This window comes from Streptomyces sp. NPDC059371 (assembly GCF_042751995.1).
Taxonomy (GTDB): Bacteria; Actinomycetota; Actinomycetes; order Streptomycetales; family Streptomycetaceae; genus Streptomyces.
The window spans coordinates 1-18,337 of record NZ_JBHYXD010000097.1 but is presented as its reverse complement, the minus strand read 5'-3'; the positions used below and the strand labels follow the sequence as shown (position 1 = coordinate 18,337).

The 18,337-nt window shown below is 72.6% G+C and carries 15 protein-coding genes and 1 pseudogene; 6 read left to right on the top strand and 10 right to left on the bottom strand.

What is annotated here, in order from left to right; genetic code table 11:
* Positions 1–272: 272 nt before the first annotated feature.
* The 7 genes from rnc to recG form a co-directional block, all read right to left on the bottom strand.
* Positions 273–1,130 carry a ribonuclease III gene (gene rnc / locus ACFXGX_RS35080; RefSeq protein WP_384799737.1) on the bottom strand — a complete coding sequence of 286 codons (858 nt, stop codon included), beginning with the start codon at positions 1,128–1,130 and terminating at the stop codon, positions 273–275.
* A 19-nt stretch (positions 1,131–1,149) separates the two neighbouring features.
* Entirely contained in the window at positions 1,150–1,323 is a 174-nt protein-coding gene (gene rpmF, locus ACFXGX_RS35075) for a 50S ribosomal protein L32 (RefSeq protein ID WP_006139588.1), read from the bottom strand.
* 2 nt (positions 1,324–1,325) lie between these two features.
* Entirely contained in the window at positions 1,326–1,970 is a 645-nt protein-coding gene (locus tag ACFXGX_RS35070; protein WP_384799734.1) for a YceD family protein, read from the bottom strand.
* Between the two features lie 173 nt (positions 1,971–2,143).
* A complete protein-coding gene (locus ACFXGX_RS35065) occupies positions 2,144–3,214 on the bottom strand; it encodes a cell division initiation protein (protein WP_384799731.1) in 1,071 nt (356 codons plus the stop codon).
* A 99-nt stretch (positions 3,215–3,313) separates the two neighbouring features.
* Positions 3,314–3,793: a pantetheine-phosphate adenylyltransferase gene (coaD, locus tag ACFXGX_RS35060; protein ID WP_192582606.1), complete on the bottom strand. Its 480-nt coding sequence runs from the start codon at positions 3,791–3,793 to the stop codon at positions 3,314–3,316.
* A 26-nt stretch (positions 3,794–3,819) separates the two neighbouring features.
* Positions 3,820–4,407, bottom strand: a complete 588-nt coding sequence (rsmD, locus tag ACFXGX_RS35055; RefSeq protein ID WP_384799728.1) for a 16S rRNA (guanine(966)-N(2))-methyltransferase RsmD — start codon at positions 4,405–4,407, stop codon at positions 3,820–3,822.
* 67 nt (positions 4,408–4,474) lie between these two features.
* The gene (gene recG / locus ACFXGX_RS35050) at positions 4,475–6,691 is read right to left on the bottom strand and encodes an ATP-dependent DNA helicase RecG (RefSeq protein WP_384799725.1); all 2,217 of its coding nucleotides are present in this window, start codon (positions 6,689–6,691) and stop codon (positions 4,475–4,477) included.
* 166 nt (positions 6,692–6,857) lie between these two features.
* Here recG and ACFXGX_RS35045 point away from each other — a divergent pair, with 166 nt between their 5' ends.
* Positions 6,858–8,696, top strand: coding sequence for an HSP90 family protein (locus ACFXGX_RS35045; protein ID WP_384799722.1), 1,839 nt, complete (start codon positions 6,858–6,860; stop codon positions 8,694–8,696).
* The gene (locus ACFXGX_RS35040) at positions 8,693–11,821 is read left to right on the top strand and encodes a tetratricopeptide repeat protein (RefSeq protein WP_384799719.1); all 3,129 of its coding nucleotides are present in this window, start codon (positions 8,693–8,695) and stop codon (positions 11,819–11,821) included. Before ACFXGX_RS35045 ends, ACFXGX_RS35040 begins: the two co-directional genes overlap by 4 nt.
* Here the strand turns inward: ACFXGX_RS35040 and ACFXGX_RS35035 are convergent.
* Positions 11,796–12,743, bottom strand: a complete 948-nt coding sequence (locus ACFXGX_RS35035; RefSeq protein ID WP_384799716.1) for a LysR family transcriptional regulator — start codon at positions 12,741–12,743, stop codon at positions 11,796–11,798. The two genes, ACFXGX_RS35040 and ACFXGX_RS35035, sit on opposite strands and share 26 nt — an antisense overlap.
* A gap of 80 nt (positions 12,744–12,823) precedes the next feature.
* Here ACFXGX_RS35035 and ACFXGX_RS35030 point away from each other — a divergent pair, with 80 nt between their 5' ends.
* Positions 12,824–13,750, top strand: coding sequence for a DMT family transporter (locus ACFXGX_RS35030; RefSeq protein ID WP_384799713.1), 927 nt, complete (start codon positions 12,824–12,826; stop codon positions 13,748–13,750).
* A gap of 19 nt (positions 13,751–13,769) precedes the next feature.
* Here ACFXGX_RS35030 and ACFXGX_RS35025 read toward each other — a convergent pair whose 3' ends face one another.
* Positions 13,770–15,653 carry a DAK2 domain-containing protein gene (locus ACFXGX_RS35025; RefSeq protein WP_384799710.1) on the bottom strand — a complete coding sequence of 628 codons (1,884 nt, stop codon included), beginning with the start codon at positions 15,651–15,653 and terminating at the stop codon, positions 13,770–13,772.
* A 259-nt stretch (positions 15,654–15,912) separates the two neighbouring features.
* Here ACFXGX_RS35025 and rpmB point away from each other — a divergent pair, with 259 nt between their 5' ends.
* On the top strand, positions 15,913–16,098 hold the full coding sequence (rpmB, locus tag ACFXGX_RS35020; RefSeq protein ID WP_330307541.1) for a 50S ribosomal protein L28: 186 nt from the start codon (positions 15,913–15,915) through the stop codon (positions 16,096–16,098).
* A 208-nt stretch (positions 16,099–16,306) separates the two neighbouring features.
* Here the strand turns inward: rpmB and ACFXGX_RS35015 are convergent, their stop codons facing one another.
* On the bottom strand, positions 16,307–17,272 hold the full coding sequence (locus tag ACFXGX_RS35015; protein ID WP_339131813.1) for a thiamine-phosphate kinase: 966 nt from the start codon (positions 17,270–17,272) through the stop codon (positions 16,307–16,309).
* A gap of 206 nt (positions 17,273–17,478) precedes the next feature.
* Between ACFXGX_RS35015 and ACFXGX_RS35010 the strand changes: the two genes are divergently transcribed.
* Positions 17,479–17,712 carry an Lrp/AsnC ligand binding domain-containing protein gene (locus ACFXGX_RS35010; protein WP_355766626.1) on the top strand — a complete coding sequence of 78 codons (234 nt, stop codon included), beginning with the start codon at positions 17,479–17,481 and terminating at the stop codon, positions 17,710–17,712.
* Positions 17,713–17,732: 20 nt separating this feature from the next.
* A pseudogene (locus tag ACFXGX_RS35005) lies at positions 17,733–18,239 on the top strand (DUF3515 domain-containing protein); the annotation flags it as partial.
* Positions 18,240–18,337 lie beyond the last annotated feature (98 nt).

Sequence of the window (18,337 nt, the reverse complement as noted above, 5' to 3'; positions counted from 1 at the left end):
CACCGAGGACCCGGGGTGGAACCGCGAGCGCAGGGCGGAACCGAGGACCCGGAGCAGAGCCGAGGGCGCGGGACAGGCGTCCGGTCGCGCGGGGCTTCGAGTCGCCTCCCCGCCGCCCGGGACTCGGTCGGACCCCGCTCGTGCCCCCGGTCCCCTCCGCGGCAGCGGTAACGCACGGACCCCGCCCCGGCGCGAGTGCGCCGGGACGGGGTCCGATGGTGCGGGGTCCGGGCGGGGACGCGGATGACCGCGTACCCGCCCGGGTGAAGGATTCAGGCCGTGGCCGTGTCGGTGCTGGGCGTCGAGGAGGTGTCGGCGGTCTCCTCGATGTCCTGCGCCGCCTGCTGGGCGGCACGAGCCGCCTGTTCGGCGGCCTGCGCCGACTTCGCGCGTTCGTCCGCGGCAGAGTGGATGGCAAGCCACGCGGATTCCGCGGCCTGCTGCTCCGCCTCCTTCTTGCTGCGGCCGGTGCCGGTGCCGTACGAGACGCCTCCGACGCGGGCGGCAGCAGTGAAGACCTTCTCGTGGTCCGGGCCGGTCTCCGTGACCAGGTACTCGGGAACTCCGAGCCCCTCGGTCGCGGTGAGCTCCTGGAGACTGGTCTTCCAGTCCAGGCCGGCACCAAGATTCGAGGACTTCTCGATCAACGGGTCGAAGAGACGGTGGACGAGTTCGCCCGCCGCTTCCAGCCCCTGGTCGAGATAGACGGCGCCGATCACCGCTTCAAGGGTGTCGGCGAGAATGGACGCCTTGTCCCGGCCTCCCGTGCCTTCCTCGCCCCGGCCGAGCCGGATGAAGGAGCCGAGTTCGAGGCCGCGGCCCACCTCCGCCAACGCACGAGAATTGACCACCGCGGCCCGCAGCTTGGCCAACTGGCCCTCGGGCAGGTCGGGGTGGGTGCGGTACAGCGTGTCCGTGACCACGAGGCCCAGCACGGAGTCCCCAAGGAACTCCAAGCGCTCGTTGGTCGGCAGACCGCCGTTCTCGTACGCGTAGGAACGGTGGGTCAGCGCACGCACCAGAAGGGCGGACTCGAGCTTGTAGCCGAGCCGCCCTTCCAGAAGCGTGTGGGACGAGGCTGTGTTGTCCGCCTTTTTCTTGGCGTTTGAATCCGCCTTGGCGTCAGACATCAGACCTCTCACCAGCCGCTCAGACCTCGAGGACCTGGCGCTTGTTATAGGTGCCGCAAGCCGGGCACGCGATGTGCTGCAGCTTGGGCTCGTGGCAGCGCTCGCACGCAACCAGGGTGGGGACCGCAGCCTTCCACTGCGACCGGCGGTGGCGCGTGTTGCTGCGCGACATCTTCCGCTTCGGAACAGCCACGGCTACTTCTCCTGCTTCTCGTCGACGCCAGGTTCGGCGCCGCTCAACTCGTCCTTCTCGCCATCTTCGAGTGAACCGGCGAGTCCCTGCAGTGCCGCCCAACGGATGTCGAGGGCGTCGTGGTGGTGGTCCGGGTCGTCCGCCAGCCGGGCTCCGCATTCGGAGCACAGGCCCAGGCAGTCGTCCTGGCACACCGGCTGCATCGGCAGTGCGAGCACCACCGCATCCCGCAGCACGGGTTCGAGGTCGAACAGGCCGTCCTCGAGGGGGAGAGTGTCCTCGTCGTCCTCGGCGTCGTCGACCGGCTCCGCCTTGGGGCGGCCCCGGTCATCGGCGTCAGGGTACGAGAACATCTCCTGGAAATCCGCTTCGAGCACCTGCTCAACCGGCTCCAGACACCTTACGCACTCCCCCTTCGCCGATGCACGGGCGGTGCCTGTGACAAGCACCCCTTCCATGACCGACTCCAGACGGAGTTCGAGTTCCACCGGCGCGCCTTCCGGCACTCCGATGACACCCTGGATCCCGAGATCCACGGGAGCTTCGATCGTGCGGGTCAGGCGCAACATCGCGCCAGGACGCCGCCCCAGCTCGTGTGTGTCGAACACGAGAGGATTGCGGTGGTCGAGGCGGGCGTTCAGAGCCATTCCTGCTTTCGATCTACGAACTCGGGGGACGCCGCCCCAGGTGTCCCTCGGGCAGCGCTGATCGCGGACGTACACGCGACCGAAGAGCCAGGATACTGGACCTTTCGCTCTCGGCCCAATCCGGTGCGCGGCGGCCCCCCGGCCGGGCGCGTGCGCCCCTCCTGACCGGGCGGTCAGTGGCCCCCGCGCCCCTGTTCGTACGCCCTGAGCTGGTCCGCGCTGATCATGCTGGTGTCGAAGAGGCTGGCCTCGTCGAGGGCGTGGTTCTGCTGGTCCATGGCGTGGGTCTGCTGGCCGTAGACCTGCCCGCTCTGGTCGTATCCCTGCTGGTCGTAGCCCTGCTGCTGGTAGGCGGCGTACGGGTCGGCCTGCTGGTAGCCGTAGGCGTCCTGCTGCTGCGTGTACTGCTGCTGATAGCCGTACGGGTCGGCCTGCTGCTGGTAGGCGTACGCGTCCTGCTGCCCGTAGGACGGCTGTGCGGCCGGCTCCGGGGTCCGGGCACTCTGCTCGGGGGCGTCGGCGAGCTCCGCGAGGCCGGCCAGGTAGTCGGCGTCGCTGGTGTGCGCGCCCGGCGTCCCGTCGTCCGCGAAGGTGCCGAGTTCGCCGAGGTCGTCGCTGGCGATCCGGCCCTGGAGCTTCTCGCGGCCGCGGCCGACGGCCTCCAGGGTCTTGGCGAGGACGGCCTCGAAGGCGCCGAGCTTGGCGTCGACGTAGTCGTCGGCATTGCGGCGCAGGGTCTCCGGGTCGTAGCTGCGCTCGGGGGCGTCCTCGTCCTCGTACCCCTGCTCGTCGAGGCCCGGGCCGGTGCCGAGGAGCTTCTCGCGGCCGCGGCCGACGGAGCCGAGGGTCTTGGTGAGGACGACCTCGAAGTTGGCGAGCTGGGAGTCGACGTAGTCGTCGGCCTCCGCGCGGATCTCCTCGGCCTCCTTGCGCGACTCGTTCAGGATCCGGTCCGCCTCGTTCTGCGAGCGGCGGGCGACCTCGGTGTCGGAGATCAGCGAACCGCGCTCGGCGTGCGCGGTCTCGATGATCCGCTCGGCCTCCTGACGAGCCCGCTCGACCATCTCCTCGCGGCCGCCGATCAGCTCCTGCGCCTGGGCGAGGGAGCCGGGCAGCGCCTGGCGCACCTCTTCCAGCATCGAGAGCAGGTCGGCGCGGTTGACCACGCACGACGCCGACATGGGCATGGAACGGGCGCTGCCGACCGCCGAGACGATCTCATCGAGCTTCTTCTGTACGTCCACCGTGTGCTCGCCACTCTCTACAGCCGTGATGGAGACGGACGGGACGACTGTACGACCACTCCCGCACCGCCCGACACCGGGTGACGGACAGTCAGTCGCTCAGTCCTTGCCGAGGCGCTCCGTGAGCGCCTCCAGGACCACCGGCGGCACCAGGTGGGAGATGTCGCCGCCCCAGTTGGCGACTTCCTTCACCAGCGACGAGGAGAGGAAGCTGTAGGTGGGGCTGGTCGGGATGAACAGGGTCTCGACGCCCGAGAGGCCGTTGTTCATCTGGGCCATCTGGAGTTCGTAGTCGAAGTCGCTGACCGCGCGCAGGCCCTTGACGATGGCCGGGATGTCCCGCTGCTTGCAGTAGTCGACGAGGAGGCCGTGGTAGGCCTCGACCTGGACGTTGCCGAACTCGGCCGTGACCTCGCGGATCAGCTCGATCCGCTCGTCGACCGTGAACAGGCCCTTCTTCGACTGATTGATCATCACCACGACGTGCACCACGTCGTACAGCGCGGAGGCGCGGGCGATGATGTCGAGATGTCCGTTGGTGATGGGGTCGAATGACCCCGGACAGACGGCGCGGCGCAACAGTGGTCCCTCGCTCTCCGGTCCGGTCATCGTGCGTCTTCGCACGTAGAGGCGGCGCGACCGTACCAAAAGGTCCCCTCGCCGTAACGACGGGCCCTGATGGCCTCGAAACCCTCGGGCCAGCCGAATTCGCCGCCTCTTGTGCTGCGCTCCACGGTGACGAGCGCAGCCTCCGTGAGCCAGCCCCCGGTGCGGAGTGTGAGCAGAATCTCCCGAAGATCGTCGTCCGCGACGGCGTACGGAGGGTCGAGGAAGACCAGGTCGTACGGCTCCTGCGGCGCCGCCGTCCGGACGATCTGCTCCGCTTTGCCCGCTCTGACCTCGGCGCCGGGCAGGCCCAGCGTCTTCACGTTGTCGCGGATGACCTTGGCCGCGCGGGCGTCCGCCTCCACGAGCAGGGTGTGGCCGGCACCGCGGCTGAGCGCCTCCAGGCCGACGGCGCCCGAGCCCGCGTACAGGTCGAGCACGCGCTCGCCGTCCAGCGGGCCGCCGAGCAGGGACTGCCAGGTGGAGAAGAGGCCCTCGCGCGCCCGGTCGGAGGTGGGGCGGGTGCCGGTGCCCGGCGGGACGGCCAGACGGCGTCCGCCGGCCCGGCCGGCGATCACGCGGGTCATGAGGGTCCTTTGCGCTGGGGGTGGTCGGTTCCCCCCAGTCTCTCAGCCGCCGGCCGCCCGCCGCCGCTCAGCCCTTGTCCAGGTACTGCTCCCGTTCCTCGTCCAGCAGGGCGTCCAGGGCGACGCGCAGGCCGGGCAGGCCCGTGAGGTCCGGGTCGGCGGCGACCACGGCGGTGGCCTCCTCGCGGGCCTCCGCGATGATCTCCTCGTCGTCGATGACGGCCAGCATGCGCAGCGAGGAGCGGACACCGGACTGCGCCTGGCCGAGGACGTCGCCCTCGCGGCGCTGTTCGAGGTCGATGCGGGAGAGCTCGAAGCCGTCCAGGGTCGAGGCCACCGCGTTCAGCCGCTGGCGGGCCGGGCTCGCCTCCGGCATCTCGGAGACCAGCAGGCAGAGTCCCGCGGCCGAGCCGCGGCCGACCCGGCCGCGGAGCTGGTGGAGCTGGGAGACGCCGAAGCGGTCGGCGTCCATGATGACCATGGCGGTGGCGTTCGGTACGTTCACCCCGACCTCGATCACGGTCGTGGCGACCAGGACGTGCGTCTCGCCCGCGGCGAAGCGGCGCATGACGGCGTCCTTGTCGTCCGGGTGCATCCTGCCGTGCAGGACCTCGACCCTCAGGCCCTGAAGGGGGCCCTTGGCGAGCTGGTCGGCGATGTCCAGGACGGCCAGCGGCGGACGCTTCTCCGCCTCGTCCTCCGGGGACTTCTTCCGGGCGCCCTTCTTGGGGTCGTCCTCCTCGTCACCGATGCGGGGGCAGACGACGTACGCCTGATGGCCGTTCTCCACCTCCTCGCGCACGCGCTCCCACGCGCGGGCGAGGAAGTGCGGCTTGTCCGCGGCCGGGACGACATGGCTGGCGATCGGGGAACGTCCGGCGGGGAGCTGGTCGAGCACGGAGGTCTCCAGGTCGCCGAAGACCGTCATCGCGACCGTGCGCGGGATGGGCGTGGCGGTCATCACCAGGAGGTGTGGGGGCTGCTTGCCCTTGCCGCGCAGGGCGTCGCGCTGTTCGACGCCGAAGCGGTGCTGTTCGTCGACCACGACCAGGCCCAGATCGTAGAACTGGACCTTGTCCTCGATCAGCGCGTGGGTGCCGATCACGATCCCGGCCTCGCCGGTGACCAGGTCGAGCAGCGCCTGGCGCCGGCCGGCCGCCCCCATGGAGCCGGTGAGGAGCACGACCTTCGTCGCGTGCTCGGCCCCGCCGAGCATGCCGCCCTCGGCCAGCTCGCCCATCATCTCGGTGATCGACCGGTGATGCTGCTGGGCGAGCACCTCGGTGGGCGCGAGCATCGCGGCCTGCCCTCCCGCGTCGACGACGGCGAGCATGGCGCGCAGGGCCACCATCGTCTTTCCGCTGCCCACCTCCCCCTGGAGCAGCCGGTGCATGGGGTGTTCGGTGGCGAGGCCGTCGAAGATCTCCTTCGAGACCTTCCGCTGGCCGTCGGTGAGGGTGAAGGGCAGTCTGGCGTCGAAGGTGGTCAGCAGGCCGTCGGGCGCGGGGGTGCGGGCTACGGCAGGTAGCTGGGCGTCGGCGTGCCGGCGGCGGGCCAGGGCGACCTGGAGGACGAAGGCCTCGTCCCACTTGAGGCGGGCGCGGGCGTCGTGGATGTCCGCCTTGGTGTGCGGGCGGTGGATCTTGAGGAGTGCCTCGGGGAGGGTGACCAGACAGCGGCCGTCCCGCAGCGAGTCCGGGAGGGGATCGACCGCCTCCTGGGCGCTGGGCAGCACCGTCTGCACGGACTTGGCGATCTTCCAGGACTCCAGCTTGGCGGTGGCCGGGTAGATCGGGATGAGGGCGCCCGCCCAGCTGTCGACGCTCTCCGCGGCCTCGTCGTCCTCGCCGCGCAGCAGTTCGTAGGCCGGGTGGGCGAGCTGGAGGCGGCGGTTGAAGACGGAGACCTTGCCGGAGAACATCGCGCGGGTGCCGGGCAACAGGTCCTTGTGGGGCTTGTGCACGCCGTGCCCGAAGAAGACCAGCTGGAGGCGGCCGCTGCCGTCCGTGATGGTGACTTCGAGGCGCTGGCCCTTGCCGCGGGGCGCCTTGGACGAGGCGAAGGTGGCCAGGCGCGCGTCGGCGACCTGGGCGACCACGGTCACGTGCTCGTCCAGCGGCAGGTCGGCGAGGTGGGTGAGCTGCCCGCGCTCCTCGTATCTGCGGGGGTAGTGGTGCAGCAGATCGCCCACGGTGTGCAGGCCGAGGTGCTCGGCCATCACCTTCGCGGTGGCGGGACCGAGCGCCTTCTTCAGTGGTTCTTCGAGCACGGGCACGAGATCCATTGCACACCACGGCACTGACATTGCCGTATACGTCTGGGAAATCCGCTGGTCAGACGGCTCGTTCCGGGCCTAGGATGACGCGCTCCGGCCCTCTTCGCGGTCACCTCCCCCGGGACCGCCCGACCCCGCGCCGTCGCCCGTCCCCCCACCGACCGGCGCAGCGACGATGGACTCCCAGACCTCACAGCCGTCCCAGGCCTCCCCGTCACCTCATACGTTCCAGGTCGACCTGCGCGGTCTGGTCGACCTCCTCTCCCATCACCTCTACTCCAGCCCCAAGGTCTATCTGCGCGAGCTGCTGCAGAACGCCGTCGACGCGATCACCGCGCGGCGCGCCGAGGATCCGGACGCCCCGGCCACGGTGCGGCTGTACGCCGAGGACGGAACCCTGCGGGTGGAGGACTCCGGCATCGGGCTCACCGAGTCCGACGTGCACAGCCTGCTGGCGACCATCGGCCGCAGCTCCAAGCGGAACGACGGCCTGGAGTCGGCGCGTTCGGACTTCCTCGGCCAGTTCGGGATCGGACTGCTGGCGTGTTTCGTCGTCGCCGAGCGGATCCGGGTGGTCAGCCGCAGTGCCCGGACGCCCGACGCGGCGCCCGTCGAGTGGACGGCGGCCGACGACGGCTCGTACACCGTGCGCGTCCTGCCGCACGAGGCGCGCGCCGAACCCGGCACCACCGTGCACCTGGTGGCCCGCGCCGGGGCCGGCGAGTGGCTGAGCGAGGAGCGGGTCCGGTCGCTGGCGCGCGACTTCGGCGCGCTGCTGCCGTACGACGTACGGATCGGCGACGAGGCGATCGCGGACCTGCCCGCGCCCTGGGACCGGCCCCACCCGAGCCCCTTCGCCCGCCGGGCCGCCCTGGCCCGGCACTGCCGGGAGCTGTTCGGGTTCACTCCGCTGGACTCGATCGACCTGGACGTGCCGCTCGCCGGGATCCGCGGTGTGGCCTATGTGCTGCCGACGGCGGTCAGTCCCGCCCAGCGCGCGAGCCACCGTGTGCACCTGAAGGGCATGCTGCTCACCGAGCGGGCCGAACAGCTCCTGCCGGACTGGGCGTTCTTCGTGCGCTGCGTCCTCGACACGGACAGCCTGCGGCCCACCGCGTCCCGCGAGTCGCTGTACGAGGACGAGACCCTCGCCGCCGTGCGGGAGGCGCTCGGCGAGCGCATCCGGTCCTGGCTGACCGGGCTCGCGGCGGGTGACCCGGAACGGCTGGCCGCCTTCCTTTCCGTGCACCACCTGGGAGTGAAGTCGCTGGCGCGGCACGACGCCGGGATGCTGCGCACGATGCTGCCGTGGCTGCCCTTCGAGACGACCGACGGACGGCTGTCCCTGGAGGAGTTCGCGCAGCGGCACCAGGTGGTGCACTTCACGCGGACCGTGGAGGAGTACCGGCAGGTCGCGCCGATCGCCTCCGCGCAGGGGGTCGGAGTCGTCAACGGCGGCTACACGTACGACAGTGAGCTGATCGAGGCCCTGCCCGCCGTCCGTCCGGGTACGGCCGTCTCGGAGCTGGACGCGGACACCGTCACGGCCCACCTGGACACGGTCGACCCGGCCGAGGAGCTGGCGCTGGCCGGCTTCCTCGCCGCCGCGCGGGCCCGGCTCGACCCGCTGAACTGCGACGTCGTGCTGCGCGCCTTCCACCCGCTGTCGGTGCCCGCCCTGCATCTGGACGACCGGGCGGCCCGCCACGAACAGGCCCGGGCGGAGGCCGAGGAGCAGGCCGACGACCTGTGGGCGGGCATCCTCGGCTCGCTGCGCGGCAGCGCCCCCCGCGCGCGTCTGGTCCTCAACCATCTCAACCCGCTGATCCGCAGGATCAGTTCGCTCGGTGATCCGGACCTCGTCGGAACGGCCACGGAGTCCCTGTACGGACAGGCCCTGCTGATGGCCCAGCGCCCGCTGCGGCCCGCGGACTCGGCGCTCCTGAACCGCGCCTTCATCGGCCTCCTGGAATGGGCCACCCACACCGACCCCGGAAAGGACGACCGCCGATGACCCCGGCCATGGACTTCGACACGCTGCGCCGGGCGATGGCGGACAACTACGAGCAGCCCGAGGGGCCCGGTCGCAACGCGCGCGCGGAACAACTGCTCGTGGAGGCCGAGGGGCTGGACATCCCGCTCGCCGTGATCGAGGCGCTCGGACACCAGCTCAAGGTCTACAACTACAGCTCCGAGAAGGACAAGATGTTCGTCCCCTTCGCGCGCCTGCTGCGCATGTGGGACGAACACCCCGAGGACTTCGACGAGTTCGAGATCCACTCCCTGCACTGGGTCTTCAAGTGGATGTCGGCGGGCATGCTCGACCAGCCGCACGTTCCGCTCGCCTCCATAGAGAAGTGGCTCGGCGAGATGGAGCAGCGCTACCGTCTCGCCGGTCACTCCGAACGGGCCGTGCGCAGCGCCGAGTTCAGTGTCGCCGCCCATCTGGGCGACCTGGGGCGCGCCGACCGGGCGTACGGCGCCTGGCTGGCGGCGGACCGCGACTCGATGGCCGACTGCCACGCGTGCGAACTGCACGGGCAGGGCTGGTGGCGCGCGGTGCGCGGCGCGGACCAGGAGGCACTGGAGCTGTGGGCGCCGGTGCTCCAGGGCGAGTACACCTGCGCCCACGAACCGCACACCGTCCTCGCGTCCTCCCTGCTGCCGCTGCTGCGCCTGGGACGCGTCGAGGAGGCGCGCGCCCACCATCTGCGGGGTTTCCGGCTGGTGCGGGCCATGGAGAGCATGCGCGGCGCGTACGCGGACCATGTGGAGTTCTGTGCCCTGACCGGCAACGAGGCGCGCGCCCTGGAACTGCTCGCGGAGCGCCCGGCCTATTTCACGGACTCCGGGGATCCGCGCAGCGGACTGGACTTCATGGCGGTCGTGGCGCTCACGATGGACCGGCTGACCGCGCTCGGGCTCGGCGGGCAGGCGGTACCCGGGCCCGCGGGGCGGGCGTGGACGGCCGCGGAACTCGCCGTGCACGCGCGGGGGGAGGCGCTCGCGCTGGCCGCGCGGTTCGACGACCGCAACGGCACGTCGTACGTCGGCGAGCGGGCCCGCGCCCGCATGGACCAGCCGGTGCTCGTCGGCCGGCTGCCGCTGGGCGTCCGCTCCGCGGCCCCGGCACGCGCGGGATCCCGGCCGGCGGTGCCGGTGCCCGTGCCCTCGGGGCAGGCGGTGACGGAGGCCGCCGGGCCGGGCGTGGACGCGCTGCTCGCCGAGGCCCGGCGGCTCTCGGCGCTGCGGAACCCGGACGCGGTCGAGGCGTGGGCGGCGGTCTCGCGCGTCGCCGAGGGCCACGAGCTGGAGGTCCGCGACCGCGCGGAGATCGCCGATCACGCGGCGATGGGCCTCGGGCCGCGGGGCGCCGCGCTCTTCCAGCGGGCCGCCGGGCTGTACGCCGAGGCGGGCGACCCCGGTGAGGCGCTGGCGGCCCGTTCCCGCGCGGCGTACGTCCAGGCGCTGTCGGGCGGGTCCGCGCAGGCCCTGGAGGTCGTCGCGGACCTGCGCGCGCAGGTGCTCGCCCTGTTCTCGGAGGGTGGGACGCAGGTCTCGCAGACGGCGTCCGTGCTGGTGAGCCGGGCCCGGACGCTAATGCACAGGGTGGACGAGCTGGAGACCGCCGCGGTGAACGGGCAACCGCTCCCCGGCACCGGCACCGACACCAACGCCGGCTCCGGCTCCGAGACCGGCTCCGAGGCCGACACCAACGCCGGCACAGGCGCAGGCACAGGCACCGGCACCGGCACCGGCACCGAGGCCGAGGCCGATGTCATGGTCGCCGCCGAAGAGGCCGCGCGGGAGCTGCTGGACCTCGCGGAGCCGCACGCCGGGGACGACGTGGGCCTCGCGTCGCGGGCCGCCGAGGCGTACGCGATGCTCGGGGAGCTCGCCGCCCGCGCCGACGACGCCGAAGGGGCCGCCGGATTCCTCCGGCGCGCCGTCGACGGGTTCGTGGCGGCGGGGCTGCCGTGGTTCGCCGTCGAGTACGACTCCCGACTCGCCGGGATCGCGACGCATCTCGGCGACCTGGAGGCGGCGGAACGGGCGACGCGCGACGCGCTGGAACACGGAGGGTCCCATCTGGAGCCGGTGGGCCATGCCCAGCTTCACCTCCGGCTCGCCGAGACACTCGCGGCCACCGGGCGGCTCGGCCCCGCCTCGGAGCATGCCCTGGAGGCCGCGCACTGGGCCGACGAGGCGGGCGAGGCCGCCACGTTCGGCGCCTGGGCGCGCCACCACCTCGGTGGTTTCCTGCTGCGGCTCGGGCGGTGGGCGGAGGCCGCCGAGATCCTGGAGTCGGCGCTGCCGGATCTGACCGCCGAGATGCACGGCGAGGGCGCGATCGTGCAGACGCGCTGGTGGCTCGGTGACTGTCTCACCGAGCTCGGCGAACACCGTGAGGCCGCCGAACACTGGCTGCGTGCCGCCGGCATCGCCCGGCACTGGCCCGAGCAGCGTGACCACGCGATGCTCGCGAACCTCGCGGCCGAGGCCCTCACGCACGCCGGGATGACCGCGCGGGCCGATCAGGCGTACGTCCGCGCGTGCGACCTGTGGCGCGAGCTGGGCGACTTCGGCGGGCTCGTCCGCGCGCTCCGGGCCCGCGCGTGGGGCGCGGCCCGGCGGGACGGCGGGCTCGGCGAGGCGCGGGAGCTGATGGCGCAGGCGATCCGGGAGTGCGAGTCGGCGGCGGAAGCGGGAGCCGGTGCCGATACCGGAGCCGGTGTCGGTGTCGGTGTCGACACCGGTGCCGCGGACGAGGGGGCGGACGCGGGACGTCATGTCGTCGCCGAACTCGGGCACACCCACCGTCAGTTCGGCGACCTGTTGGCCCGCTCCGTGGCGGACGACGCGGAAGAGGCCGTCGTGCGGGAGGTGTTCGAGGAGGCACTCGGGCACATGATCCGGGCGATCACCGTGTTCGCCTCCCTCGGCGACCCCTTGCTCGGTGCCCGCACGGGCGCCGAACTGGCGGCCGGCCGGCTGGAGGCCGAACTGGGCCGGCACGAGGCCGCCTCTGGCCGCGCGCGCACGGTCCTCGCCGTGTGCGGCCGGCTGGACGGGGAGATCGCCGAGGCCCGGCGGGCCGAGGCCGAGGAGATGGTCACGCTGATGGAGAGAGCCGGCTAGGACCGGCGGCGCCGGGATGTGTGTCGTCGCCGGTGCGGATCGTCTCGGCCGCGCGGCGCAGTTCGCCGAGGACCGTCCGTACGGCCTTGCGGGCCGCGCGCTCGGGACGGTGGAGCACGTCGATGCGGCGTACGGCGTGGACCCCGGTCAGTGGTCTGAGGACCAGGGCGGGATGTGGGCGCGTGGTCCAGCGGGGCATCAGGGCGAGGCCGCCTCCCGCGGCGACGGTCTCCGCGACCACCGCGAACTCGTTGATGCGGTGGACGATGTCGAGCCGCCGGTTCGCGGCGGTCGCGATGGCGTCGACGGTGGCCATCAGCGGGAACCCGTCGTGCACGGTGATCCAGGGCAGACCCGCGACGTCGTCCGGTGTCAGGCTCGCCTCGCGGGCCAGCGGGTGATCGGCCGGCAGCGCGACGTCGAGGGGTTCGCTCAGCAGCGTGGTCGCGGTGACGGTGCGCGGCCAGGGCGGGGTGTGCGCGAGATGGTGGGCGACGACGAGGTCGTAGTCCCGGGTCAGCCGGGGGAAGTGGTCCTGCGCCACGTCCTCGTCGGCGAGCGAGAGCCTCGGCGCCGTCGCCTCCCGGTCGCGCAGCAGGACCGGGAAGAACGTGGCGGCCGCGCTGTGGAAGGCGGCCACGGACACGTCTCCGGCCGGAACGTCCACGAACTCGTCCACGCAGTGCCGTGCCCGGGCGAGGGCGCTCTCCACCTCGATCGCCGCACCGGCGAGCACCCGCCCGGCGTCCGTCAGCACCAGCCGCCGTCCGTCGCGTTCGGTGAGCGGGACCGGAATCGAGCGCTGCAGCAGGCGCAGGTGCTGCGAGATCGCCGAGGGGGTCATCAGCAGCGCCTCCGCCACGGCGGTGACACTCCCCAGCTCGCCCAGTTCACGCAGGATCCGCAACTGCCGCTCGTTCACCCGTTCATTGTAGTGATGCTTAAAGGACCTTGAAGAACTTCGCTCTGGGCTTCAGAGTCGGGGTGGGGCAGCGTGTGGGCGTGTCCCGAGTCCGCAGCACCGACGCGGTGCTTCTCCTTGTCGCCGTCGTCTGGGGTTCCAGTTATCTGGCCGCCAAGACCGCCACTTCGGCGCTCCCCGTCCTGCTCGTCCTGTTCGCGCGGTACGGCATCTCGGCCGCCGCCTGTGTCGCGCTCGTCGGCGTCCGGCGCCGGGCGAGGCGCTGCACACGCGACGAGCTGCGTGTCGGGGCGGTGCTGGGGATCACCCAGGCCGCCGTCCTGGTCCTGGAGACGTACGGGGTCGCCCACACCAGCGCCGCCAACGCGGGCCTGCTGATCAGCCTCACCATCGTGCTCACCCCGCTGCTGGACCGTACGTCCGGAGCGGCGGGGCTGCCGCCCCGCTATTTCGCCGCGACCGGCCTGTGTCTGCTGGCCGTCGTCCTCCTGGTGTCCGGCAGCGGCTTCCACTCGCCTCGCGGCGGCGACCTGCTGATCCTCGCCGCCGCGCTGGTCCGCGCGGCCCATGTGGCCCTGGTGGGACGGCTCACCGCCCGTCACCCGGTGCGGCCGCTGCACGTCACGGCCGTCCAGACGCTCGTCGGCGCCGTCCTGTTCGCGGTGCCCGTCGCGGGCACCCTGACGACGCTCGGCGGGGTCGACGCCGGCGGCTGGGCGCGGCTCTGCTATCTCGCCCTGTTCTGCGGCCTGTTCGCCTTCCTCGCCCAGACCTGGGCGGTGCAGCGCAGTTCCGCCAGCCGGGTCAGCCTGCTGCTGGGCACCGAGCCGGTCTGGGCGGTCGCGGTCGGCATCGCGCTGGGCGGCGAACACCTGACGGCCCTCACCGCCCTCGGCGCCCTGCTCATGGTCGCCGGGACCTACTGGGGGCAGGCCGTCGAACGCGCCCACCGGACGGCGGGGGCCCCGGAGGTCCCCCGGCGGTCCGAGGTGCCCGCGAGCGCCTGACCGCCGGCACCGGGGTCCGCTACTCGACGCCGATCAGCAGCAGCGCGCCCTGGCGCCCGCCCCGGTACACCACGGTGTCCACTGCGAGGTAGGACTCCCGTACCCGTGACTCCAGGTGCGCGGCGATGGTCTCGGGGGCCTCGTCGCCGAGGACGAGGGTGACCATCTCGCCGCCCGCCGCGAGCATGCGGTCGAGGACGGTCTCCGCCGTGGCGGTGACGTCGGCGCCGATGACGGCGACGTCACCGTCGATGAGGCCGAGGACGTCTCCGGCCTGGCAGATGCCGGCCATGGTCCAGGACTGCCGTTCGGCGACGGCGACTTCGGCGTAGCGGGTGGCGCCCGCGGCCGACGTCATGGCGACGACGTCCTCGTCGAAGCGGCGCCCCGGTTCGTGCACGGCCAGCGCGGCGATGCCCTGGACCGCGGAGCGGGTCGGGATCAGGGCGACCCGGACGCCCTCGGCGCGGGCCTGTTCGGCGGCCGCCGCCGCGGTGTGCCGCAGGTCGGCGTCGTTGGGCAGCAGCACCACCTCGCGCGCGTGGGCCCGTCGTACGGCCTCCACGAGCTCCCCGCTGGCGGGCGGCTCCCCCGGCCGCGCGAGCACGGTGGTCGCCCCGGCCTCCGTGTAGAGCCCGGCGAGGCCCTCGCCGGGCACGACGGCCACGACGGCTCGCTGCGTCCGCTCCCGGGGCGGTCGCCCCGCCCCGGCCCCGGTGTGGGCGTCGCCGAGCGCGAAGTGGGTGATCCGGATGCGGTGCGGACGCCCCGCCTCGACGCCCGCCTCGACGGCCGCGCCCGCGTCGTCCACGTGCACATGGACGTTCCACAGGCCGTCGCCGCCGACCACGACGAGGGAGTCGCCGAGGCCGTCCAGCCGGTCCCGCAGACGGTCCACGGCGGCGTCCTCCGCCTCCAGGAGGTAGATCACCTCGAAGGCGGGATGGCCGCTCTCCGCGCCCCCGTCCCCGCAGGCGGCCGCCGCGTCGGCACCGAGGCCGTCCGGATGTCGTGTCGCGGCCCCGGGGCCGTCCCCCGCGCCGGCTCCGGCGGTCCCTGGGGAAGCGTCCGGTGTGCCGGCGGAACCGGGCAGGTCCGAGGCGCCGGCCAGGTCCGTGGTGCCGAGGACGCCCGTGGTGCCGGGGGCGGTTCCCTCTCGCCCCTCTCCCGGCTCGTGCGGGGCGGCGGAGGCCGCGAACGGTCGCGGCGCCTCCCCCGTGAACGTCTGCACCAGTGCCGCGAGGACCACCACCAGTCCTCGCCCGCCCGCGTCGACCACACCGGCGTGCTCCAGGACGGCGAGCTGTCCGGTGGTCGCGGAGAGCGCGATGCCCGCGCCCGCGTAGGCCGCGACCGCGACCTCGCCGCAGTCCCCCTCGACCCCGGCGGCCGCGTCGGCGGCGGCCGAGGCGACGCTGAGGACCGTGCCCTCGACGGGGTGCGCGACGGCCCCGCGCGCGGAGTCGGCGGCGTTGCGCAGGGCCAGGCACAGGCCCAGGCCGTCGGTGTGAGCGGTCTCACCGTCGGCCGCGAGCACCTGGGCCATGCCCCGCAGGAGCTGCGCGAGGATGGTCCCGGAGTTTCCCCGGGCCCCGATCAGGGCCCCGTGCGCCATGGCCCTGATGGCATCGGCGAGGGAGACCGCACGCTCTTCGCCCGCCCCGGCCGCTTCGGCGGTCCCGGGCGCCGGAGCCGCCACCGCCTCATGGCCCGCGAACACCGCCTCGACCGCCGCCGCGGCCGACTCCACCGTCAGGTACAGGTTCGTCCCGGTGTCCCCGTCGGCGACCGGGTAGACATTGATCGCGTCGATCGCCTCGCGCGCGCGGCCCAGGGCCTCCAGCGCGAGCCCGCACCAGGTGCGCACCGCGAGAGCATCGAATGTCTGCGGCACCTGCGGCACCCGCGCCTCCTTGAGCTGCTGGACGTGGGAGGCAGCGTAGTCCCAGAAGGGGTTACTGCCGGTAGAGGGCTCCGGCCTCGGGCGGGGTGGCGACCGGCAGGTCATGGTAGTTTCGTTCTCCGGACGCAGTCGTTGTATGCTGCTCCAGTTGCCCGATCCGATCGGGCCATCCCCCTGGCACCGCCACTCAGATCCTAGATCTTGATCCTCGGCATGCCGGGATCAACCGTAAATGCATCTGAAGTCTTTGGAGTGACCCGTGGCTGCCAACTGCGATGTCTGCGGCAAGGGGCCGGGCTTCGGCAACAACATCTCGCACTCGCACCGCCGTACACCGCGTCGCTGGAACCCCAACATCCAGCGCGTTCGTACTGTGGTGAGCGGGACGCCGAAGCGCGTGAACGCTTGCACCTCGTGCATCAAGGCCGGCAAGGTCACGCGCTGACAACCGCTAGCGCGCGGCCACTGCTGGTTCGCTTGCACTGAACCCGTCCACCTCACGGTGGGCGGGTTTTTTGCTGTCTCCGGGACAACGGCCGATCCGGACCGATCCGGGGCGATGCGGGCAGATGCGGGCAGATGCGGGCAGATGCGGGCCGAGTGCCACACCGCCCGTCGCGCGGGGCCCGGTCCTCCGGGCCCCGCGCGCGGTCTCAGGACTCGATGTCCCCGAAGTGGTCCCAGCCGCCCTTGCTCGTCCAGGGAGCGCCGTCCACGGTCACCCGGGGCAGCGCCGACGGGTTGAGGACCTCGCCGATCACCTTCCAGCGCGCGGGCAGCTTCACGTCCGGCGGGAAGGTGGCGACGATCGCGTGGTCCTCGCCGCCGGTGAGCACCCACTGGATGGGGTCGACCCCGACGGCCTGGCCGATGTCGTTCATCTGCGAGGGGATGTCGATGTCCCCGGACCGGATGTCGATGCGTACCTTGCTCGCCTCGGCGATGTGCCCGAGGTCGGCGATCAGCCCGTCGCTGACGTCCGTCATCGAGGTCGCGCCGAGCCCGGCGGCGGCCGGACCCGCGTGGTACGGCGGTTCGGGCCGGCGGTGGGCCTCGACGAACGCGCGCGGCGACCGGAAGCCCCGGGAGAGCACCGCGAACCCGGCCGCGGACCAGCCCAGCCAGCCCGTCACGGCGACGACGTCACCGGGCTGGGCCCCGCCTCGGGTGACCGGCTCGTGGTTGCGCAGATCACCGAGCGCGGTGATCGCGACGGTGATGGTCTCCCCCCGTACGACATCACCGCCGACCACGGCCGCGCCCGCGACCTGGCACTCGTCGCGCAGTCCGTCCATCAGCTCCGAGGGCCAGGTGGCCGGGAGTTCGGCGGGCACGACCAGGCCGAGCAGCAGCGCGGTCGGCACGGCGCCCATCGCGGCGATGTCCGCGAGGTTCTGCGCGGCGGCCTTGCGGCCGACGTCGTACGCCGTGGACCAGTCGCGGCGGAAGTGACGCCCTTCGAGGAGGATGTCGGTGCTCGCCACGACCCTGCGGTCCGGCGCTGCCACCACCGCGGCGTCGTCGCCGGGGCCGACCCGGACCGCCGGGGTGGTGGTGAGACGCGAGGTGAGCTCTCGGATGAGCCCGAACTCCCCCAACTCGCCCACGGTGCCCTTCATGATCGTCGTGCTCCCTCTGTCGCTGCTCGTGCCCGGTCGCGAGCCGTCTGAGTACTCGGTACGGTCGAGTTGACCGTCAACTTGCGCAGTCCCTCCACCCCGGCGCGCGAGCCCCAGTCACCGCGGGTCTCCCCGCGGCGCGCGGCAACGCGATACCGTGGCGTTCCTTTTCCCCACATGATCCTCGTGGCCGCCCTGGAGGTTCCGTGGTACAGGCGTACATCCTGATCCAGACGGAGGTCGGCAAAGCGTCGACCGTCGCCGAGACGATCAGCAAGATCCCGGGGGTGATCACGGCCGAGGACGTGACAGGACCGTACGACGTGATCGTGCGGGCCCAGGCCGACACCGTCGATGAACTCGGTCGCATGGTGGTCGCCAAGGTCCAGCAGGTGGACGGCATCACCCGCACCCTGACCTGTCCGGTCGTGCACCTGTAGCCCCCGTCTACCCTTGGCCGGTGAACTTCTTCCGTCACCGGCACACCGCTTCCCCCGGGCTGCCCGTTCTCGCGGCGCTGATCGCGATCGCGGGCTGCTCCTCAGCAGACGACAGCGCGTCCGTCGCGGTTCCGAACCCGGACACGAAGGTCACCGAGCTGTGCCGGAACCTGGACAAGGCGCTGCCGCGGACCGTGGACGGCCGGCGCCGTGAGGACCCGGAGCCCCGGTCCGCGCTGACCGCGGGCTGGGGAAGCCCGGCGATCATACTGCGCTGCGGTGTCGAGCGGCCGCCGAAGATGATCGATCCGAAGGTGGCGGCGGGCGACGACCCGAAGGCGGTGGGCGGCGGAGTGAACGGCGTCGACTGGCTGATGGAGACGCAGGACGACGGGACGACCCGCCTCACCACCGCGTCGCGTCTGGCGTACGTCCAGGTCACCGTGCCCGGAGGGGCCGATGCCTCCGGCGTGCTCGTCGACCTGGCCGCCTCCGTCAAGAAGGCGATCCCCGAGGGGGTCGCCCCCGGAGCTGGAGGGGCCGCCGGGCGCGCACCGCAGAGCGGGGGGCCCCCGCCCAGGCGCCTGGGGGACGCGGGGGGCGCGTGCCGCCGATCCGACCCCCC